Source organism: Bradyrhizobium sp. Rc2d (genome assembly GCF_900099855.1).
GTDB lineage: Bacteria > Pseudomonadota > Alphaproteobacteria > Rhizobiales > Xanthobacteraceae > Bradyrhizobium.
This window is the reverse complement of sequence record NZ_FNCU01000023.1, coordinates 66,868-87,334: the sequence shown is the minus strand read 5'-3', so window position 1 is coordinate 87,334 and position 20,467 is coordinate 66,868. Positions and strand designations below refer to the sequence as shown.

Below are 20,467 nucleotides of genomic sequence, written 5' to 3'. Positions count from 1 at the left end.
ATGCAACATATTGCTTGACTTCTGCGTGGGTGAGTGCTTACTCACTAACATGAGCTCATTGCGTATGACGAGCGACCTGAGGCGTCAATTGATCCTCGGTGCCGCGAAACGCTGCTTTGCCCGACACGGCTATAACGGCACCACGACCAAGAGCGTGGCGGCCGCCGCTGCCATTTCCGAGGCGCTGCTGTTCAAGCATTTCCCGTCCAAGGCGGCGCTCTACGCCGAGATCCTGAGCGACGAATGCGAGGCCGATCCGGCCCTGATGGACTTGCTCGAACGGGAGCCATCGACGGCTACCCTGGTCGAGCTGATCCGCGGCATGGTCCAGCATTTCCTCGCGATCGCGGACGGGCCCGACCAGGAAGAGGCGCAGCGCCTGCGGTTGATGGCCACGAGCCATTTGGATGATGGTGAATTCGCCCGTTTGCTTTACGCCAAGATCGAGACGCTGATCGGGGCTGTCTTCGTCACGTCGCTCGAGCGCGCGATTGCGGCCGGGGACGCGCGGCCGTGCACTGGCGATCCGCTCAACCTGTTCTGGTTCGCGCATCATTCGGTGATGACCGCGGCGCTGACCAGGCTGCCGGCCGCGCCCTGTCTTGCATACGGCAAGGCAAACGATCTGGAGCGGCAGCTCTGTGAGTTTCTCCTGAGGGGTATCGGACTTAACGACGCCGCAATTGCTTCGCATCTGGGCCACAATCAGGCGGCCGGTGCCGGCAAGACGGCAATTGCAGAAAGTGCATGACATGAACATCGTAGCCGAACACAAGATTTCGGGCGAACCGATCGACAAAGCGCCGAAGCGTCCGGTCAGGCCGGTGCGCTGGTTCATCATCGTCGGCACGCTTCTGGCCGTGCTCGTCGGTGGCCTCGTCTGGTTCAATTATTTCCGTGGCCAGATGATCAAGCAGTTCTTCGCCAACAACAAGCCGCCGCCGGTCGCCGTCAGCGCCGCCGAGGCGAAGTCCGAAGTGGTGCCGAACCTGCTCACCGCGGTCGGCGGCCTTGCCGCCGTGCACCAGGTCGACGTCTCCGCCGACGTCAACGGTCGCGTCACCGAGATCAAGTTCGAGCCGGGCACGCGTGTCGAAGCCGGCACGCCGCTGGTGCAGCTGTTCGACACGCCCGAGCAGGGCGATCTCGCCAACTACAAGGCGCAGGCGACCGTCGCCCAGCTGTCGCTCGACCGCGCCAAGCAGCTGGCCTCGCGTCAGTTTGGCCCGCAGGCGACCGTCGACCAGGCGCAGGCCAACTACGACCAGGCGCAGGCGGGCATCGCCAAGACCGAGGCGCTAATCTCCCAGAAGCTGGTGCGCGCGCCGTTCTCCGGCGATCTCGGCATGCGCAAGGTCGAGGTCGGCCAGTATCTGACGGCCGGCACCGCGATCGTGTCGCTGACTGATTTGTCGGAGCTGTGGGCCAACTTCACGGTGACGGAAAAGGATTCCGGCAGCCTTAAGGTTGGACAGGTCGTGCGGTTGAAGGTCGACGCCTATCCGGGGCGCACCTTCGAGGGCAAGATCACCACGATCGAGCCGCAAATCTCGACCGACACCCGCAACATCCGCGTGCAGGCGACGATTGCCAATCCGGAGAGGATCCTGAAGCCGGGCATGTTCGTGACCACGACGGTGGTGCTGCCGGACAAGCCGGCCGTGATCACCGTGCCGGAGACGGCGGTCGACTACACGCTGTACGGCGACTCGGTGTTCGTGATCACCGAGAAGAAGGAACAGGACGGCAAGACCAGCCTCTCCGCGGTACGTACCTTCGTGCAGACCGGCAATCGGGTCGAAGGCCGCGTCGAGATCATCAAGGGTCTGAAAGCGGGCGACAAGGTTGTCGCGGTCGGCCAGCTCAAGCTGCAATCGGGCGCGCCGGTGTCGATCTCGACCGATCCGGCCCCGGCAATCCCGGCGCAGCCGCCGCGCTACTGACAAATACATTCACGTGATCCGGCTCGGCCGGATCACGTTTCTTGAGACATAGAAATCGAGATCGCCGCGATGGCCTTTACCGACATTTTCATCAAGCGACCGGTCCTGTCGGTCGTTGTTAGCCTGCTGATCCTGCTGATCGGCTTGCGCGCGGCGATGGTGCTGCCGATCCGGCAATATCCCAAGCTATCGAACACGGTCATCAACATCACGACCGTCTATCCCGGCGCATCCGCGGACCTGATCCAGGGCTTCATCACGACGCCGATCGAGCAGGCGGTCGCTTCCGCCGAGGGCGTCGACTACATCACCTCGTCCTCGGTGCTCGGCACCTCGACGATCCAGGTCTACATCAAGCTGAACTTCGATCCGAACCAGGCGCTCACCGAGGTGCTGGCCAAGACCAACTCGGTCAAATACCTGATTCCGAAGGAATCCAACGACCCGATCGTCACCAAGACCACGGGCCAGACCACGGCCGTGATGTATCTCGGCTTCTCGTCCGAGGAGCTATCGGGCTCGGCGATCTCGGATTATCTGACGCGCGTGGTGCAGCCGGTGCTGTCGACCGTCGACGGCGTGGCCTCGGCCGACATTCTTGGTGGTCAGACCTTCGCGATGCGGCTGTGGCTTGATCCCGTGAAGATGGCCGGCCGCAATGTGTCACCGGCCGACGTCGCCGCCGCGATCACTGCCAACAACTTCCAGTCTGCGGCGGGCCAGGCCAAGGGCTATCTCATCGTCTCGAACGTCTCGACGAATACGGGCCTGACCGACGTCAACCAGTTCAAGAAGATGATTGTCAAGGCCAAGGACGGCGGCTTCGTGCGGATGGAGGACATCGCCACCGTCGAACTTGCGGCCCAAAGCACCGACGCGAGTGTCGCCTTCAACGGCGAGCATGCGATCTTCATCGGCGTGCAAGCAACGCCGCAGGGCAACCCGCTGACGCTGGTCAAGGGCGTGCGCGCGCTGTTCCCTGAGCTCGAACGCAATCTGCCCCCGTCGATGAAGATGAAGGTCGCCTACGACTCGACCAAGTTCATCCAATCCTCGATCGACGAGGTGGAGAAGACGTTGGGTGAAGCCGTGATCATCGTGATCGTGGTCATCTTCCTGTTCCTCGCCTCGCTCCGCTCGGTCATCATTCCCGTCGTCACGATCCCACTATCGATGATCGGCGTCTGCACCCTGATGCTGGCGCTGGGCTTTAGCTTCAACCTCCTGACCCTGCTCGCGATGGTGCTCGCGATCGGCCTCGTGGTTGACGACGCCATCGTCGTGGTGGAGAACATCCACCGCCACCTTGAGGAGGGCAAGACGCCGGTTCAGGCGTCGCTGCAAGGCGCGCGCGAAATCGTCGGCCCCGTCATCTCGATGACCATCACGCTCGCGGCCGTGTACGCTCCGATCGGCTTCCTTGGCGGTCTCACCGGTTCGCTGTTCCGCGAATTCGCGTTCACCCTGGCGGGCTCGGTGATCGTATCGGGCGTGATCGCGCTTACGCTGTCGCCGATGATGTGCTCGGTGCTGCTGAAGAACACCGAAGAAGGCCGCTTCGCCAAGCTCGTGAACCGGGTGTTCGGTGCGATCACGCGGTGGTACGGGCGCAAGCTCGATCGCTCGCTCGACTACAAGGCCATCACCGGCCTGTTCGCGGTGACGATCCTCGGCCTGGTCGGCTTCCTCTACATGCACACCTCGAAGGAGCTGGCGCCGGAGGAAGATCAGGGCATCGTGTTCGCGGTGACCAAGGCGCCGAAATACGCCAACATCGACTATGTCGATTTCTATGGCGAAAAGCTCGACAAGGAATTCCAGAAATTCCCCGAGACCGATCTGCGTTTCGTGCTGAACGGCATCAACGGCCCGCAGGGCGGCATCGCCGGCATGCTCTTGAAGCCCTGGGACGAGCGCAAACGTTCGTCGATCCAGCTGAAACCGCTGGTGCAGGCCGAGCTCTCCAAGATCGAGGGCGTGCAGGCTTTCGCCTTCAACCTGCCACCGCTGCCGGGCGGGCCGGGCGGTCTCCCGATCCAGATGGTGATCAACTCCACCGCCGGATTCCAGACGGTCTATGAGCAAATGGAGAAGCTGAAGGACGCCGCACGCAAGAGCGGCATGTTCATCGTCTCCGACAGCGATCTTAACTTCAACCAGCCGAACGTGAAGGTCACGATCGACCGTACCAAGGCGCAGGACCTCGGCGTCAACATGCAGAACCTCGGCTCTACGCTCGCGGTGCTGCTTGGCGGCAACTACATCAACCGCTTCAACCTCGAGGGCCGCTCCTACCAGGTGATCCCGCAGGTGCCACGCGGCAAGCGTCTGTCGCCGGAATCGCTCGGCGGCTACTATGTGACGACCAACACCGGCCAGCAGCTCCCGCTGTCGACGGTGGTGTCGATCGAGACCAAGACCGACCCGAATTCGCTGACGCACTATAATCAGCTCAATTCGGCGACGTTCTCGGCCGTGCCGATGCCCGGCGTGACCGTTGGTGCGGCGGTCGACTTCCTCGAAGGCGAGGCCAAGAAGTTGCCGCAAGGCTTCAGCCACGACTATCTGGCCGATAGCAGGCAATACGTGCAGGAAGGCAACCAGCTCGCGATCACCTTCGGCTTCGCGCTGATCATCATCTTCCTGGTGCTGGCGGCGCAGTTCGAGAGTCTGCGCGACCCGCTGGTGATTATGATCTCGGTGCCGATGGCGATCGTCGGTGCGCTGATCCCGCTGTTCTTCGGCGCGGCGACGATGAACATCTACACCCAGGTCGGCCTGCTCACCCTGGTCGGCCTGATCACCAAGCACGGCATCCTGATGGTGGAGTTCGCCAACGAGCTCCAGGTCAACGAGCGGCTCGACCGCCGCTCGGCCATCGAGATGTCGGCCCGCATCCGCCTGCGGCCGATCCTGATGACCACGGCCGCGATGGTGACGGGCCTGATCCCGCTCCTGACCGCGACCGGCGCGGGCGCGGCCAGCCGCTTCTCGATCGGTCTGGTCGTCGTCGCCGGCATGTCGATCGGCACGCTGTTCACGCTGTTCGTGCTGCCGGCGGTCTATGTGGTGCTGGCGACCGACCATCGCGCGGCGGCCGATTCGGAGCGGAACAAGCAGGTGGCCGACCTCGACCTCGGCTCCGACAAGGCCCTGCGGCCGACCTGAGGCCCATCCGAGCGAATCCAGAGGGCGGCAATGGGTTAACCTCCATTGCCGCCCTTTTTCGTTCTCGGCTCCAGCAAGAGTCCGTTCCCGCGCTTGCGAGAGACAAGGTCCGGTCTTCTTGCTAGGTTCCGAGGGATGAGCCTTTCCCTCCATCCCGACACCCCGCAAGAGAGGACGCTGCCGAGCGCGGCGCCGGGGGAGGGCGCGTCCGGCGAAGCGGCGGGCCGCGGGATCAGGACCCGGCTGTTCACCAAATATGTCGCGCTGTTCGTGGCCGTGGTCGCCGTCGCGCTGCTCGCCAACGGCCTGTTCGAGGTCTTCTTCTATTACCGTGAGCACAAGGCCTCGCTGATCCGGGTCCAGCACGAGCAGGCCGAGGCGGCCGCGGCCAAGATCGGCCAGTTCGTCAAGGAGATCGAGAGCCAGCTCGGCTGGACCACGCAATTGCCCTGGTCGGTAGGCTCGATCGAGCAGCGCCGCTTCGACGCGCTGCGGCTGCTCCGCCAAGTGCCTGCCGTCACCGAGCTCGCCCAGGTGGATTCGACCGGCAGGGAGCGGTTGCGGGTCTCGCGGCTGGCGATGAACTCTGTCGACAGCGGGATCGACCTGTCGAGCGATCCGAAATTCACCGAGGCGCTCGCACACAAAATCTATTACGGGCCGGTCTATTTCCGCCGGGAGTCCGAGCCCTACATGACGTTGGCGCTGGGCGGCGCGCGCAAAGATGCCGGCGTCAGCATCGCCGAGGTCAATCTCAAGCTGATCTGGGACGTCGTGTCGCAAATCAAGGTCGGCGAGCACGGGCATGCCTATGTGGTTGGCCCCGAGGGGCGTCTGATCGCGCATCCCGATATCAGCCTGGTCCTACGCAACACCGACATGTCGGGTCTCGCGCAAGTGCGCGCCGCGCAGGCCGGCAGTGGCCCCACCTCCGACGCGCTTCCCGAAGCGCGCAATATTCAGGGGCAGAAGGTGTTGACCGCATCGGCCCCGATCGCGCCGCTGGGCTGGACCATGTTCGTAGAGCTTCCTGTCGAAGAGGCCTACGCCGCACTTTATGCCTCGTTGCAGCGGCTCGCGATCGTGCTGCTGGCGGCTTCGATTTTCGCGGTGCTTGCGGGGATCTTTCTCGCGCGCCGCATGGTTGGGCCGATCCAGGCGCTGCGCAGCGGCGCAGAGCGCATCGGCGGCGGCGACTTCTCCCAGCGCATCTCGATCAAAACCGGCGACGAGCTCGAAGGTCTCGCCAACCAGTTCAACGAGATGGGCGCGCGCTTGCAGGAATCTTATGCCGACCTCGAAAACAAGGTCGAACGGCGCACAGCGGAATTGAGCGAGTCCCTGCAGCAGCAGACTGCGACCGCCGACGTGTTGAAAGTCATCAGCCGTTCGGCGTTCGACCTGCAAGCCGTGCTGAACACGCTTGTTGGCTCGGCAGCTCGCTTGTGTGACGCGGACGAGGGGACGATTTTCCGGCCCAACGATGGCGTTTTCTATTTGGCGGCAAGCTGCGGACTCGACGCAGAACAGGAAAACAAGCTTCGGACATTCGCGTCCGTACCTGAACGCGGAAGTGTGGTCGGCCGCACGCTGCTCGACGGTAAGACGGTTCATGTCCCGGATGTGCAGGCCGACCCGGAATATGCGCCCTCGTCCGCCCGAAGGCGCGCCAACGTGCGTACGATGCTGGGTGTGCCCCTGCTTCGAGAGGGGATACCGATCGGGGTATTCGTTCTGACACGACACGAGGTGCGGCCGTTCAGCGCGAAGCAGATCGAACTCGCCACGACCTTCGCAGACCAGGCCCTTATCGCGATCGAGAATGTCCGATTGTTCGAGGAGGTCCAGGAGCGTACCAGAGAGTTGTCGCAGTCGCTCGACGACCTCCGCGCTGCCCAGGACCGCCTGATCCAGACCGAGAAGCTCGCCTCCCTCGGCCAGCTCACGGCGGGCATCGCCCACGAGATCAAGAACCCGCTCAATTTCGTCAACAACTTCTCCGCGGTTTCGACCGAGCTGATCGACGAGCTTAAGGAGACCCTGCAGTCGGCCGCGCTCGATGGCAAGACGAAGGAGGAGGTCGACGAACTGACCGGCATGCTCAGGGCCAATCTCGAGAAGGTGGTGCAGCACGGCAAGCGCGCTGATTCCATCGTCAGGAACATGCTGCTGCATTCGCGGGAGGGCTCCGGCGAGCATCGCGCGGTGGATATCAATGCAGTCGTGGAGGAGAGCCTCAATCTGGCCTACCACGGCGCGCGCGCCGAAAGGCCGGCCTTCAACGTCACGCTGCAGCGCGAGCTCGATCCGGCCGCCGGCATGGTCGATATCTATCCGCAAGAGATCACACGCGTCTTTCTCAACCTGATCTCCAACGGCTTCTATGCCACCGCCAAGCGCAAGGAGAGCGCGGGCGAGGCGTTCGAGCCGACCTTGCGCGCGGCAACGAAGAACCTCGGCGACAGGGTCGAGATCCGGATCCGCGATAACGGCACCGGGATTCCGCTCGAGGTGAAGCAGAAGATGTTCAATCCCTTCTTCACCACCAAGCCGGCCGGCGAGGGCACCGGGCTCGGCCTTTCCATGAGCCATGACATCGTCGTGAAACAGCACGGCGGCACGATCGACGTGAACACCGAGCCCGGTGTATTCACCGAATTCATCATCACACTGCCGCGCACGATGGCGGCAGGCGGAACTACTGGAGACGAGACTTGAACGTTTACATCCTGGTCGTCGATGACGAGCCCGACGTCGAGGCGCTGTTCCGGCAGCAGTTCCGGCGCGAGCTGCGCGCGGGACGCTTCCAGATGGAATTTGCGTCCTCTGCGCCCGATGCACTCAAGCGCGCCGCCGAGGTTCGCGATCCCTCGCTGATCCTGATTCTATCGGACATCAACATGCCCGGCATGAGCGGGCTCGACATGCTGCCGAAGGTACGTGCCGCGCATCCGGACGTTCCCGTCATCATGATCACTGCCTATGGCGACGCCGAAACGCGCCGCAAGGCGATCGAGCGCGGCGCCGTCGGGCTCCTGACCAAGCCGATCGACTTTGCACTGCTGCGGCAGGAGATCGACACGAGGCTCGAGCAAGCCGCATGACTGCGACCATCCTCTTCGTCGATGACGAGCCGGACCTCGAGGCGCTGATCCTGCAAAAATTCCGCAGGCAGATCCGGGAGGGGCGCATCGATATCATGTTCGCGCGCGACGGCCTCGAGGCGCTGCAATCGCTCGAGCAGAATCCGCATGTCGACATGGTGGTCTCCGACATCAACATGCCCAGGATGGACGGACTGTCGCTGCTGGCGAAGCTCCAGGAGGCCGAGGACAAGAAGTCGACCATTATCGTCTCCGCCTATGGCGACATGAGCAACATCCGCACCGCCATGAATCGCGGCGCATTCGACTTCCTCACCAAGCCGATCGATTTCGCCGATTTGGAAGCCACGATCGATAAAACCATTCGCCATGTCGAGATGCTGCGCGAGGTGCGGCGGCGCCAGCTGGAGGCCGAGCGCGCCCATGCGTCGCTGTCGCGCTTCTTCTCGCCGGAGATCGCCAGGCGCCTGGCGGCGGATGTCGCCGGCGACGGCATGGACGTGCAGTGGCGCGAGGTCGCGACCATCTTCACCGACATCACCGGCTTCACGTCGCTGGTGGAGAGCGCGGCGCCCCAGATGCTCGGCGAGCTCCTCAATGAATATGTCGGCGGCATGACCGAGATCGTCTTCGCGCATGAGGGGACGGTCACGAAAATCATCGGCGATGCGATCCAGGTGCTCTTCAATGCGCCGGGGGACCAGCCGGATTATGCGACGCGTGCGGTCGCCTGCGCCCATGATCTCGACGCCTGGGCGGAGGACTTCTCGGCGCGTTGGAGAGCGAGGGGTGTGAATTTCGGGACGACCCGGATCGGCGTGCATGCGGGCCCGGCGCTGGTCGGCAATTTCGGCGGCAATCGCTTCTTCGACTACACCGCTTACGGCGACACGATCAATATCGCGGCGCGGCTGGAGGCTGCCAACAAGCATCTGGGAACGCACATTTGCGTCAGCGCCAGCGTCGCCAAGTCGGCTGAGAATTTTCAAGGTCGCCCCATAGGCGAGCTGATGCTGCGAGGGCGCAGCGAGCCGCTGCGCGCGTTCGAACCGCTGCCGCAGGCCAAATTCGATGCGCCGGAGACGGCGCTGTATGCCGAGGCTTTTGCCAAGATGGAGGCAGGCGATGCCGCCGCCATGCCTGCCTTTGCCGCGCTGGTCGGCATGCACGCCGACGATCCCTTGGCCGGCTTTCACCTAAGACGCCTGCTCAACGGCGCCAAGGGCATTCGCATGCAACTGGAATAGGAGTCCGTCATGATCCGTGAGTTCTCTGCCGGCAATTATCGTTTCATTCCGTCCGTGTTCCAGTACTCGGCGGGTGCCGCCGCAGATGATGGCTACGAGATCGAGCGCGTTCGGTTCGACCGCCTGGTGCCGCTTGCGGAAGGATTTGCGCTGGCGGCGAAGTTCATCCAGCAGGCCGGGCGGCCGCTGACGGCATTCTGTGCCTGCGAATTGCGCTCGCCGGCGGCTTTCAGCGAGGAAGGTTTTCGGGCGTTCAACCTGCACTATGTGAAGACGCTGTCGGAATGGGGCATCTTCGACGGCACCACCAATCCGGTGGCACGCAGCAATGTCTGCCCCGAGATCGATCCGCCGTCCGAGCCGTCATTCTACGCGTTCTCCTTCACGCGCCCGACGACGGCGAAAGCGCCGAGCTTCGTGATCGCCGGTGGCGCCGAGGCACGCGAAGGCAGCGGCACCTATGTCGAGCGCACGGTGCGCTACCGCGATCTCAGCCCGGAAGGGCTGCGGGAGAAGGTGCGCTTCACCACGACCTCGCAGATGGAGAACCGCATGGCGGCCTTCGGCTTCGGCTGGAAGGACACGACCGGCGTGCAGGCTTATTCGGTGCACGACTTCCACCACGCGCTGGTCGACGAGCTGGTCCGTCGCGGCGCGCTGCGCTCCGGCCTGACCTGGCATTTTGCCCGGCCTCCCGTGGTCGATCTCGAATATGAGATGGATTGCCGCCGCGTGATGCGGGAGGTGGTGATTTGAGGTCTATCGGCTGGTGATCTTCACCTCTCCCGTAGGGAGAGGTCGGATCGCATCAAAGATGCGATCCGGGTGAGGGGTTTCAGTCTCACTGAATGCTGCGGCCCCTCACCCGGATTGCATTGGACGATGCGTGGCATCGCCAGGTGCAATCCGACCTCTCCCCGACGGGGAGAGGTGTAGGGCGGCAACGTTGATCCAAACTCAGCGCTGGCGCGGGTCGAGTGCGTCGCGCAGGCCGTCGCCGAGCAGGTTCAGCGACAGCACCACCAGGAAGATCGCAAGGCCCGGCCAGATCGCCATCCAGGGCGCCTGGGTCAGGAAGCGCTGCGCGGCATTGAGCATGCTGCCCCATGACGGTGCCGGCGGTTGCTGGCCGAGGCCGAGGAAGGACAACGCGGCTTCGGCGATGATGGCCGCGGCGATCGACAGCGTCGCCTGCACCAGCAGCGCCGGCAGGATGTTCGGCAGGATGTGTGAGAACGCGATCCGCCACGGCGGATTGCCGAGCGCGCGCGCGGCCTCGACATAGTCCTCGGCCTTGACGCTCAGCACCTGGCCGCGGGTCAGGCGGATGAAGATTGGCGTTGCGGAGATGCCGATCGCGATCATGGCGTTGCCGAGACTGGGGCCGAGGAATGCCGCCAGCGCAATCGCCAGGATCAGGAACGGGCAGGCGAGCATCGCGTCGGTGATCCGGCTGATCAGCGCATCGGTGAAACCGCCGCGATAGCCGGCGACGAGGCCCAGCGGCAGGCCGATGCCGAGCGCGATGGCGACCGAGATCAGACCGGCGAGCAGCGAGGCGCGCGCGCCGTAAACCACGCGGCTCAGGACGTCGCGGCCGAGCTCGTCGGTGCCGAACCAGTGCGCGGCGGTCGGCGGCTTGCGCACCAGGCTCCAGCTCGTCGCGACGGGATCATAGGGAACGACGACGGGTGCAAGCACCGCAAGAAGAATGAACGCGATGATCACGATGAGGCCAAATACAGCGGCCTTGCGCTTGAACAGACGCCGCCGGGCGCGGCGTGCCGGGCTGTCCGGCTCGTGAGCTTGCGTGACGGAACTGGCCAGCGCCGTGTCGGTCATGGCACTAGCCCCGTAGCCGCGGATTGACGAGGATATAGGCGACGTCCGCAACGAGATTCAGCGTGATGTAGACCGTGGCCGTCACCAGCACCACGCCCTGCACGACCGCATAGTCGCGGTTGAACACGGCATCCACGATCAGCTTGCCGAAGCCGGGGATGGAGAAGATCTGCTCGGTCAGCACCGCGCCCGACAGCAGTGTGCCGAGCTCGAGCGCGCCGAGCGTGATGATGGGCGTCAGTGCGTTGCGCATCGCGTGCTTGAGGATGACCGAGCGTTCCGACAGTCCCTTGGCGCGCGCGGTGCGGACATAGTCGCTCTCCAGCACCTGCAGCATGGCGCTGCGCGTATGCCGCATCAGGATCGCGGCAATCGCGTTGCCGAGCACGAAGGCGGGCATGATGGTGGCCGCCAGGCTCGCGCGCCAGTTTTCGGTGAGCGGCACATAGCCCGAGGCCGGCAGCCAGCCGAGCTCGATCGAGAACAGGAAGATCAGCATGATGCCGAGCCAGAAATTCGGCGTGGAGATGCCCCACAGCGCGAAGAAATTGGCGCCGTAGTCCCAGACAGTGCCTTTCTTCACGGCCGCGACGATGCCGGCGGGAATGCCGATGCAGAACGCGATCAGGATCGCCATCGAGCCGAGCTGTAGCGTCACCGGCAGCTTCTGTGCGATCAGCTCGCGCACCGGCATCTTGTTGCGCAGCGACTCGCCGAAATCGCCCGACAGGACGCCCTTGATCCAGTAGGCATACTGCACGGGAATCGGCTGATCGAGCCGGTACTGATGCCGGATCTGCTCGATCACCGCAGGATCGCGCTCTTCGCCCGCCATCACCAGCGCGGGATCGCCCGGCAGCAATTGCTGCAGCGAGAAGATCAACACCGACACGAAGAACAGTGTCGGCACGATCTGGACAAGGCGGCGGGCGAGGAAGTTCAGCATCCCTTCGGCGTCACTTCAGCTTGAGGCCGACCACGCGCACGAGGCCGTCGGGCATCTGCCTGTAACCTTCGAGCTTGGTCGTGTGCGCGATGATGATGCGGCGATGGTAGAGGTAAAGGAGCGGCTCTTCCTCCCGGACCAGTTTCGCCAGAGCTTCGTAACTGGCCTTGCGCTTGGTGGAATCGGTCACCGCTCGCGCATCCTCCAGCGCCTTGTCGGCCTGTGCATTGTTCCACGCGCCGTAGTTCTGCGGCGCGCCGCTGTGGAGGAAGACGTAGGTGTTGCCGTCGGGATCGACGCGGCCGCTCCAGGCGAGCAGGTAAGCCTGGTAGTCTCCGGCCTCCGCCTGCTTCAGTCCGGTCGCGAATTCGGTGAGGCGAATCTTCATGTCGAAGCCGGCTTCGGCCGCCATCGACTGGATCACCTGCGCCGGCGTCTCCGTCTCGGCGCCCTTCGGCACCAGGAAGTCGACGCTGACCGGCGGCGTCACACCGGCTTCCTTCAGCAGCGCCTTGGCTTTCTCGACATTGCGGGGACGGACCGGAAGGGATTTCTGATAATACGGATGATCAGGATTGACCCATTGATTGCCAACCTGAAACTCGCCGTTGAACACGACCTGGTTGATCGCTTCGCGGTCGATGGCGAGATCGAGCGCCTGTCGCACCTTGGCGGATTGGCTGAGCGGCCCTTTGGCCTTGTCCTTGCCGATGTTGAGGGTGACCCCCTGATAGCCCAGCTCGATGGCGGTCGCGACCTTCAGCCGCGAATCCGCGCGAACCTCCTTGAGGTCGGTGGCGAGCACCCGCTCGATCAGGTCGAGGCCGCCGGACTTCAGGTTTGCGAGCCGCACCGTGGCATCGACGATCGGCTGGAACACGATGCGGTCGATGAAGACGTTGTCCTTGTTCCAGTAGTCGGCGAACTTCTCGAACACGATGCGGTCCTGCTGCACGCGCTCGACGAATTTGTAGGGACCGGCGCAGACCGGACGCAGGCCGAACTTGTCGCCGGCTTCCTTGGCCGCCTTCGGCGACACCATCATGCCGGCACGATCGGTGAGCTGCGCGAGCAGCGGCGAGAACGGCGACTTCAGCACCAGCTTGATGGTGAGGGGATCGACGACGTCGATGTGGTCGACCGAGGCCAGCTCCGGCTTGCGGAAGGAGCCCGGGAAGGTCAGGTGGCGCTCCAGCGAGAACTTGGCGGCCTCGGCATCGAACGGCTCGCCGTCGTGAAATTTCACGCCGGGGCGGAGCTTGATGACGAGCGCTTTGCCGTCATCGGCCGTTTCGCTGGACAGCGCGAGCTGCGGCACGATGTTAAGCTTCTCGTCGATGTCGAACAGCTTGTCGCAGAACGCGGAGAACACGATGCGGCCGACATAGGTGCGTGCCATCGATGGATCGAGGATGTCGGGATCCTCGGCAAGACCGATGCGCAGCGTGGTTTGGGCTTGTGCTGTTACGACCGACAGCAGGAAGGCGGTGGCCGTTGCGGCCCGGCGAAACATCTTCATCGGACAGTCCCCATTGCTTCGACTACGTCGTTGTGGGCGCGGTGTCTTGTATACCAACCCCGGAGACGGCTTCGCCTTCCGTCTTTTGGCTGAAGGCCGCGACCAATTTTGCAAGTGCCGGCGAAAACCCGCCGGCCGCCGGCAGGATGGCGTCGGCAGACGGCAGCTCGCTTACACGGTGACAGGCGGCGGCGTGGCCCGCGCGGTCGGCCACGAGCTCCGGCGCCTCGGTACGACAGCGCTCGATAACGAAGGGGCAGCGCGTATGGAAGCGGCAGCCGGCCGGCGGGTTGAGCGCGCTAGGGATCTCGCCCGCCAATAGGACCGTCGTTCGCTTCGCTTTCGGCTGTGGCAGGGGGATCGCGGACAACAGCGCCCGGCTATAGGGATGGCGCGGTGCTGCGAAGAGCGCGTCGGCCTCCGCCGTCTCGACGATCTGGCCGAGATTCATCACCGCCACGTGGTCGGCGATGTGCTTGACCACGGCGAGGTCATGCGAGACGAAGATGTAGGCGAGGCCGAGCCGGTCCTGGAGCTCGCGCAGCAGATTAAGGATCTGCGAGCGGATCGAGACGTCCAGCGCCGAGACCGGCTCGTCGCAGATGATCAGCTTCGGCTCGACCGCGAGCGCACGGGCGATGGCAATGCGCTGGCGCTGACCGCCGGAGAATTCATGCGGATAGCGCTGCGCCAGCCGCGGCTCCAGCCCGACCAGCCGCAGCAGTTCGGTGACCCGCTCGCGCCGCTGTGCGGGAGGCACGAGATCGTGTAGCGCCAGCGGCTCGGTCAGGATCTGGCCGACCGTCATGCGCGGATTGAGCGAGGCGTAGGGGTCCTGGAAGATGATTTGGGCTTCGCGGCGGAAGGCGCGGAGTGCATTGGCGTCCAGGGAGAGAAGATCACGGCCGTCAAAGCGTACCGTACCTGCATCCGGCTCGATCAGCCGCAGCACCAGGCGACTGACGGTGGATTTGCCGCAACCGGATTCGCCGACCAGGGCCAGCGTCTTGCCGGCTTCGAGCGAGAAGCTGACGCCATCGACCGCCTTGACGTGCGCCCGAGCGCGGCCGAACAGCGAGCGTTCGGCGACGAAATGCTTGACCAGCCCTTCGACCTCGAGCAGTGCCATCACGACACCAGACGTTCAAGCGGCGCGCGGATGCAGCGCGACAGGTGGCCGGGGCTGACTTCGATCAATGGCGGCGGCGCCTTGGTGCAGGCATCCAGCACGAACGGACAGCGCGCGGCGAAGCGACAGCCGGCGGGCGGCTGCGCCATGTTCGGCACCATGCCTTCGATCGTCGCGAGCTCCTCGGCGCGATGGTCGAGGCGCGGGATCGAGCCGAGCAGGCCGACGGTGTAGGGATGCTGAGGTGCCGAGAACAATTCGTCCACCGGCGCGCGCTCGACGATCTCGCCGGCATACATCACCGCGACCTCGTCGCAGACCTCGGCGACGACGCCGAGATCATGCGTGATCAGAATGATGGCGGCACCGCTCGCCGCCTTCAACTCCCGCATCAGCTCCAGAATCTGGGCCTGCAAGGTGACATCGAGCGCCGTGGTGGGCTCGTCAGCAATCAAGAGGCGCGGATCGCAGGCCAGCGCCATCGCGATCATCACGCGCTGGCGCATGCCGCCGGAGAGCTTGTGCGGATATTCGTCGATCCGTCGCTCGGGTGAGGGGATGTGGACGCGGCGCAGAAGCTCGATCGTCCGCTCGCGCGCACTGCGCCGCGAACCGCCGCGATGGCGCAAGATCGTCTCGATGATCTGGTCGCCGATGGTCAGGCTCGGGTTGAGCGAGGTCATCGGCTCCTGGAAGATCATCGCCAGACGGTTGCCGCGGAGGTCGCGCAGGGTCTGGTCCGGGGTGCTCAGCAGGTCGAACCCCTCGAAGCGGATCGTACCCGATATCTCCGCGCTTTGCTTCGGCAGCAAGCCCATGATCGCCAGCGACGTCACGCTCTTGCCGCAGCCGGATTCGCCGACGAGGCCGAGCGTGGCGCCATTGGCGACGCTGAGATCGACGCAGTCGACCGCGTGGGTGACACGGCCATCGTCGCCGTGGAAGCGAATGCGCAGATCCGTGATCTCGATGAGGGGACTGGCGCTCATGACTGTCTTGCGCGGGCTGCTTTGATGCTGGCGTCGATGACGCTGCGATCGGTGTTGCCGGCCGGGTTCTGCCGTGTCGGCATGGAGGCGCGGAAGTGCACCCAGAGCTCCTGGCTGACCCGCTCGAGCCGTTCGAGCTCCCCGAGCGGATCGGGATGATCGTCGGCGCGAATGTCCAACGCCGGCCATTCCTCCTCGCCATGGATCAGCAGCGCCGCCGACTGCTTGCCCCGCTTGTCACCGCCGGCGGCTTCGCCGGCGCGCATGGCCGCGAGCAGACGGCGCGGGAAGGGCAGGCTGTCGTTGGCGATGTAGGTCTTTGCGGTCTCGTCGAGCACGTCGGCGCCCGCAAGCATGTTGCCGGCGATGGAGAAGCCGCTGCCCGCGATGTGCCCGCACCAGTCGATACAATCGCACCCGGTATGCGCGGCGATCTCGCCGCTCGCATCCATGATGTGGATCTGGCGACTTTCGCGGCCGTCGTCGGCAGCGAGCAGCGCGGCAATGATGTCGTGTGCATTGAGGCCTTCGCGCAGCAGCTTGACGCCGTCGATGCCGTAATAGGGATTGACCAAGGCCTGCGTGGCGATTGCCCCGAGTCCAGCCGCAATGAAAGGTACGCGCGCGCCGACGGCGAAGAACCGGGTCGCGACGGCAATGCCGAACTGGCCGGTGGCAGGATCGCGCGCGATGATCGACCAGGTCATTTTGTGCCCATCAGCGTCCTGTGGCGTAGCCCTGCATGCCGCGGGGATTTGCGGCTGCGCGCCGGCGCACGCCGACGCGCGAGGCCGCGGTGAGGCGGCCTTCCGACCAGTCGGGACCGACCTCGACGACGTGCCCGCGCTCGCGAAGGTTCTCGATCGTGGCCTTCGGCACGCGGTTCTCGACCACGAGCACGCCCGGGCGCGCGGTGCGCGGCCAGAACGAGATCGGAAAATGCTCGGAGTGCCAGGCCGGCGCGTCGATCGCCTCCTGGAGATTGAGGTTGCAATGGACGTGGCGCAGGAAGAACTGCGTGATCCACTGGTCCTGCTGATCGCCGCCGGGCGAGCCCCAGGCCAGATACGGCTCGCCATCGCGCAGCGCCATGGTCGGCGACAGCGTGGTGCGCGGCCGCTTGCCCGGCGCGAGCGCGGCAGGATGGTCCTCCTCGAGCCAGAACATCTGCGCGCGGCTGCCGAGACAAAAGCCGAGCTCGGGAATGATCGGCGAGGATTGCAGCCATCCGCCCGACGGCGTCGAGGACACCATGTTGCCGGCCTTGTCGATGATGTCGAAATGCACGGTGTCGCCGCGCACTTCGCCGAAGCGGCCCACGGTCGGCTCGCCGGCCCCGAGCGCGCCGACCGCCTCGCGCTGGCCCTCGGCGCGGCGAAGCTTGACCACGCCGCCAAAGCCCTCGACCGAGCCGGGGCGGAAGTCGAGCGAGGCCTTTTCGGTGACGAGCTTGCGGCGCTCGTCATTATAGGCATCCGACAGCAACGTCGTGATCGGGATCTCGTTGAATTTGGGGTCGCCGTAGAATTTTTCGCGGTCGGCGAATGCCAGCTTGGCGCATTCGATCTGGAGATGGATGAACTCCGGCCCGGTCGGATCGAGCCCGTCGAGCGCAAAGCCTTTCAACAGAGCGAGCTGCTGGAGCGTCACCGGGCCCTGGCTCCAGACGCCGGCCTTGCAGACGGTGTAGCGGCCATAATCGTAGGTGAGCGGCGCCTCGATCGTCGGCTGCCAGCGCGCCATGTCGTCGGCCGAGAGGACGCCGCGATGCGGCGAGCCGCTGACGTCCATGACCTCCTGGGTGCGGCAGAATTTGTCGATGGCTTCCGCAACGAAACCTTGCGACCAGGCTTTTCGCGCGCGCTCGATCTCGGCGTCGCGGCCGCCGCCGCCGCTCTCGGCTTCGCTGAGAATGCGGGAGTAGGTCGTAGCCAGCGTCTTGTTGGTGAACAGCGTTCCGGGCGTCGGCACCTCGCCATTCGGCAGGTACACGGCCGCCGATGTCGGCCAGTGCTTGCGGAATAGCTGCTCGACGGTCTGGATCGTGGCGCAGGCGCGCTCGACCAGCGGATAGCCGTCACGCGCATAGGAGATCGCGGGCTCCAGCACATCGCGCACACGCATCGTGCCGTAGTCGCGCAGCAGCATCATCCAGGATTCGAAGGTGCCGGGAACGCAGGCGGCGAGCAGACCGGTGCCAGGCACCATGTCGAGGCCTTCGCTCTTGTAGTGCGCGATGGTGGCGCGCGCCGGTGCCGGGCCCTGGCCGCAGATCACTTCGGTGCGGCCGCGCTTGACGTCATGGACGATGACAGGCACGTCGCCGCCGGGGCCGTTCAGATGCGGCTCGACCACCTGGAGCGTGAAGGCGGTGGCGACACCGGCGTCGAAGGCGTTGCCGCCCTTCTCCAGGATGCCCATGCCAACGGCGGTCGCAATCCAATGCGTGGTGGCGACGACCCCGAAGGTGCCTTCGATCTCCGGCCTCGTCGTGAACGGATCGGGATTGATTTTGCTGGCCATGGGCTACCTCATTTGCGACGCGCGCAATTGATCACAGGGCCACGCCGCCGCCAAATGCGCAGGCTGCATGGCACGCGCGCGTCACGCCGGGACCGGCGCGGTGTTGACCGCGTGGCAGGCGACGCCGTCGATCAGTTCCGGCGTGTCCTTGCGACAGAGATCGAACGCCAGCGGACAGCGCGGGTTGAAGGCGCAGCCGGAGGGGGGATGGATCGGGTTCGGGATCTCGCCTTTCACCGGAACGCGCTGGCGGCCGCTCATGGCGAGATCTGGCACAGCACCCAGCAGCATCTTGGTGTAGGGCATGCGCGGACGGGCGAACAGCTCGCGTCCTTCCGCGATCTCGACGATGCGGCCGAGATACATCACGCCGACCCGGCTCGCCATGTGGCGGACCACGGCGAGGTTGTGGCTGATGAACATGTAGGTCAGGCCGAACTTGTCCTGGAGATCGCGCATCAGGTTCAGGATCTGCGCCTGCACGGACACGTCGAGCGCCGAGGTCGGCTCGTCGCAGACGATGAACTCGGCGTCCGATGCGAGCGCGCGCGCGATCGCGATGCGCTGGCGCTGGCCGCCGGAGAATTCGTGCGGAAATTTCAGCCGGTCGTCTGGATGCAGACCGACGAGGCTGAGCAGCTCGCCGACGCGGGCCTGGATGTCGCGCTCACCCTGGATCAGGTCGAAGGCGCGGATCGGCTCGGAGATGATGGCGTCGACCCGGAAGCGAGGGTTCAGGCTCGCATAGGGGTCCTGGAAGATCATTTGGATGCGGCGGCGTAGCTTCCGCCGCGCCGACGCCTGTCGCGGATCGGTCATCGACACGCCGTCGATCAGCACATCGCCGGAGCTCGGCGGCAACAGGCCGACGACCATACGCGCGACGGTCGTCTTGCCGGAACCGGATTCGCCGACCAGGGCGAACGTCTCGCCCTTCCTGATCTCGAAGGTAACGTGATCGACCGCCTTGAGATATTCGAGATGCCCGCCTTCGAGCACGCGGTTGAGCCATGGCTTCGAGACGTCGAAGACGCGGCGCAGATTGGTGGCCTGGACGAAGGGAGCACTCATGCCGCGCTCTCCGCCGGCACATTGTCATAGAGGTGGCAGGCAACCGACTGCGCGCCACGTGGGAGCGGCTCCGGCCGTTCCACCCGGCAGCGGTCGAAGGCGAAGGCGCAGCGCGGATTGAACGAGCAACCCGGCGGAATCGCCGACAGGCGCGGCATGGAGCCGGGTATCTGCACGAGACGCTTGTCGTCTCCGGCCAGCGTCGGGATCGCGCCCATCAGCCCCCTGGCGTAGGGGTGCAGCGGATTCTTCACGACATCCTGCACCGGACCGATCTCGGCGATACGGCCGGCATACATCACCGCGACCCGGTCCGACGTCTCCGCGATCACGCCCATGTCGTGGGTCACCAGCATCACGGCGGTGCCGTGGTCGCGCCCGAGCCGCTTGATCAGGGAGATGATCTGCGCCTGCACGGAGACATCGAGCGCGGTGGTCGGCTCGTCTGCGATGATCAGTTCCGGCTCGGCGCAGATCGCCAGCGCAATCACCACGCGCTGGCGCATGCCGCCGGAGAATTCGTGGGGATAGCCGTCGATGCGCTTTTCCGGCGCGGGAATGCCGACTTCGGCCAAGAGGTCGATGGCGCGGCGGCGCGCCGCTTGTTCGGAGAGATTGAGGTGGGTCCGGATCGTCTCCACGATCTGGTCGCCGACCCGGTAGAGCGGATTGAGCGAGGTGAGGGGATCCTGGAAGATCATGCCGATGCGCTTGCCCCGGATGCGGCGCATCTCCTCCGGTGGCAGATTGTCGATGCGCAGGCCCGCGAGATGAATCTCGCCGCCGGCGATGCGGCCGGGCGGATCGATCAGGCCGATCACCGAGAGGCCGGTGACGGACTTGCCGGCGCCGGATTCGCCGACCACGCCGAGCACCTCGCCCTTGGCGATGTCGAAGGAGACGCCGTCGATGGCGCGCAGCGTGCCGCGGCGGGAGGCGAACTCCACATGAAGATTACGCACGGAGAGAACAGGTTCGGTCATGGG

Annotated in this window: 16 protein-coding genes; 7 read left to right on the top strand and 9 right to left on the bottom strand. The window is 64.9% G+C overall.

Annotated features, from left to right (window positions below; translation table 11 throughout):
* The first annotated feature begins 64 nt into the window (after positions 1-64).
* The 7 genes from BLV07_RS26215 (at position 65) to cnbZ (ending at position 10,218) form a co-directional block, all read left to right on the top strand.
* Positions 65-751 carry a TetR/AcrR family transcriptional regulator gene (locus tag BLV07_RS26215; RefSeq protein ID WP_176945764.1) on the top strand — a complete coding sequence of 229 codons (687 nt, stop codon included), beginning with the start codon at positions 65-67 and terminating at the stop codon, positions 749-751.
* A gap of 1 nt (position 752) precedes the next feature.
* Positions 753-1,943 (top strand): efflux RND transporter periplasmic adaptor subunit, encoded by a 1,191-nt coding sequence (locus BLV07_RS26210; RefSeq protein WP_091891595.1) that lies wholly within the window; start codon positions 753-755, stop codon positions 1,941-1,943.
* 69 nt (positions 1,944-2,012) lie between these two features.
* A complete protein-coding gene (locus tag BLV07_RS26205; RefSeq protein WP_091891592.1) occupies positions 2,013-5,111 on the top strand; it encodes a MexW/MexI family multidrug efflux RND transporter permease subunit in 3,099 nt (1,032 codons plus the stop codon).
* 135 nt (positions 5,112-5,246) lie between these two features.
* Complete coding sequence (locus BLV07_RS26200; RefSeq protein WP_091891589.1) at positions 5,247-7,829, top strand: sensor histidine kinase; 2,583 nt, start codon at positions 5,247-5,249, stop codon at positions 7,827-7,829.
* Positions 7,826-8,215, top strand: coding sequence for a response regulator (locus tag BLV07_RS26195; RefSeq protein ID WP_018315558.1), 390 nt, complete (start codon positions 7,826-7,828; stop codon positions 8,213-8,215). The genes BLV07_RS26200 and BLV07_RS26195 overlap by 4 nt, the downstream gene beginning before the upstream one ends.
* Positions 8,212-9,462 (top strand): adenylate/guanylate cyclase domain-containing protein, encoded by a 1,251-nt coding sequence (locus tag BLV07_RS26190; protein ID WP_091891586.1) that lies wholly within the window; start codon positions 8,212-8,214, stop codon positions 9,460-9,462. The genes BLV07_RS26195 and BLV07_RS26190 overlap by 4 nt, the downstream gene beginning before the upstream one ends.
* Before the next feature lie 9 nt (positions 9,463-9,471).
* Complete coding sequence (gene cnbZ, locus BLV07_RS26185) at positions 9,472-10,218, top strand: 2-amino-5-chloromuconate deaminase CnbZ (protein ID WP_091891583.1); 747 nt, start codon at positions 9,472-9,474, stop codon at positions 10,216-10,218.
* A 201-nt stretch (positions 10,219-10,419) separates the two neighbouring features.
* Here cnbZ and BLV07_RS26180 read toward each other — a convergent pair whose 3' ends face one another.
* From BLV07_RS26180 to BLV07_RS26140, 9 genes are all read right to left on the bottom strand, one after another.
* Complete coding sequence (locus BLV07_RS26180; RefSeq protein ID WP_091891580.1) at positions 10,420-11,304, bottom strand: ABC transporter permease; 885 nt, start codon at positions 11,302-11,304, stop codon at positions 10,420-10,422.
* Between the two features lie 4 nt (positions 11,305-11,308).
* Entirely contained in the window at positions 11,309-12,250 is a 942-nt protein-coding gene (locus BLV07_RS26175; RefSeq protein WP_091891577.1) for an ABC transporter permease, read from the bottom strand.
* Positions 12,251-12,260: 10 nt separating this feature from the next.
* Complete coding sequence (locus BLV07_RS26170) at positions 12,261-13,769, bottom strand: ABC transporter substrate-binding protein (RefSeq protein WP_091891574.1); 1,509 nt, start codon at positions 13,767-13,769, stop codon at positions 12,261-12,263.
* A 22-nt stretch (positions 13,770-13,791) separates the two neighbouring features.
* Positions 13,792-14,898: an ABC transporter ATP-binding protein gene (locus BLV07_RS26165; RefSeq protein ID WP_176945757.1), complete on the bottom strand. Its 1,107-nt coding sequence runs from the start codon at positions 14,896-14,898 to the stop codon at positions 13,792-13,794.
* The gene (locus BLV07_RS26160) at positions 14,898-15,887 is read right to left on the bottom strand and encodes an ABC transporter ATP-binding protein (protein WP_091891572.1); all 990 of its coding nucleotides are present in this window, start codon (positions 15,885-15,887) and stop codon (positions 14,898-14,900) included. Before BLV07_RS26160 ends, BLV07_RS26165 begins: the two co-directional genes overlap by 1 nt.
* Positions 15,884-16,594: a DUF1028 domain-containing protein gene (locus BLV07_RS26155; RefSeq protein ID WP_091891569.1), complete on the bottom strand. Its 711-nt coding sequence runs from the start codon at positions 16,592-16,594 to the stop codon at positions 15,884-15,886. The genes BLV07_RS26160 and BLV07_RS26155 overlap by 4 nt, the downstream gene beginning before the upstream one ends.
* 10 nt (positions 16,595-16,604) lie before the next feature.
* Positions 16,605-18,410 carry a gamma-glutamyltransferase family protein gene (locus BLV07_RS26150; RefSeq protein ID WP_091891567.1) on the bottom strand — a complete coding sequence of 602 codons (1,806 nt, stop codon included), beginning with the start codon at positions 18,408-18,410 and terminating at the stop codon, positions 16,605-16,607.
* 81 nt (positions 18,411-18,491) lie between these two features.
* Entirely contained in the window at positions 18,492-19,481 is a 990-nt protein-coding gene (locus BLV07_RS26145) for an ABC transporter ATP-binding protein (RefSeq protein ID WP_091891564.1), read from the bottom strand.
* On the bottom strand, positions 19,478-20,464 hold the full coding sequence (locus tag BLV07_RS26140; protein ID WP_091891561.1) for an ABC transporter ATP-binding protein: 987 nt from the start codon (positions 20,462-20,464) through the stop codon (positions 19,478-19,480). The genes BLV07_RS26145 and BLV07_RS26140 overlap by 4 nt, the downstream gene beginning before the upstream one ends.
* Between the last annotated feature and the right edge of the window lie 3 nt (positions 20,465-20,467).

Excerpts from the sequence above, each read along its gene's own strand:
- BLV07_RS26205 (WP_091891592.1), top strand. The coding sequence starts at position 2,013 with ATGGCCTTTACCGACATTTTCATCAAGCGACCGGTCCTGTCGGTCGTT.
- BLV07_RS26140 (WP_091891561.1), bottom strand. The coding sequence starts at position 20,464 with ATGACCGAACCTGTTCTCTCCGTGCGTAATCTTCATGTGGAGTTCGCC.
- BLV07_RS26190 (WP_091891586.1), top strand. The coding sequence starts at position 8,212 with ATGACTGCGACCATCCTCTTCGTCGATGACGAGCCGGACCTCGAGGCG.
- BLV07_RS26155 (WP_091891569.1), bottom strand. The coding sequence starts at position 16,594 with ATGACCTGGTCGATCATCGCGCGCGATCCTGCCACCGGCCAGTTCGGC.
- BLV07_RS26160 (WP_091891572.1), bottom strand. The coding sequence starts at position 15,887 with ATGAGCGCCAGTCCCCTCATCGAGATCACGGATCTGCGCATTCGCTTC.
- BLV07_RS26215 (WP_176945764.1), top strand. The coding sequence starts at position 65 with ATGACGAGCGACCTGAGGCGTCAATTGATCCTCGGTGCCGCGAAACGC.
- cnbZ (WP_091891583.1), top strand. The coding sequence starts at position 9,472 with ATGATCCGTGAGTTCTCTGCCGGCAATTATCGTTTCATTCCGTCCGTG.
- BLV07_RS26200 (WP_091891589.1), top strand. The coding sequence starts at position 5,247 with ATGAGCCTTTCCCTCCATCCCGACACCCCGCAAGAGAGGACGCTGCCG.
- BLV07_RS26210 (WP_091891595.1), top strand. The coding sequence starts at position 753 with ATGAACATCGTAGCCGAACACAAGATTTCGGGCGAACCGATCGACAAA.
- BLV07_RS26180 (WP_091891580.1), bottom strand. The coding sequence starts at position 11,304 with ATGACCGACACGGCGCTGGCCAGTTCCGTCACGCAAGCTCACGAGCCG.
- BLV07_RS26145 (WP_091891564.1), bottom strand. The coding sequence starts at position 19,481 with ATGAGTGCTCCCTTCGTCCAGGCCACCAATCTGCGCCGCGTCTTCGAC.
- BLV07_RS26165 (WP_176945757.1), bottom strand. The coding sequence starts at position 14,898 with ATGGCACTGCTCGAGGTCGAAGGGCTGGTCAAGCATTTCGTCGCCGAA.
- BLV07_RS26150 (WP_091891567.1), bottom strand. The coding sequence starts at position 18,410 with ATGGCCAGCAAAATCAATCCCGATCCGTTCACGACGAGGCCGGAGATC.
- BLV07_RS26170 (WP_091891574.1), bottom strand. The coding sequence starts at position 13,769 with ATGAAGATGTTTCGCCGGGCCGCAACGGCCACCGCCTTCCTGCTGTCG.
- BLV07_RS26175 (WP_091891577.1), bottom strand. The coding sequence starts at position 12,250 with ATGCTGAACTTCCTCGCCCGCCGCCTTGTCCAGATCGTGCCGACACTG.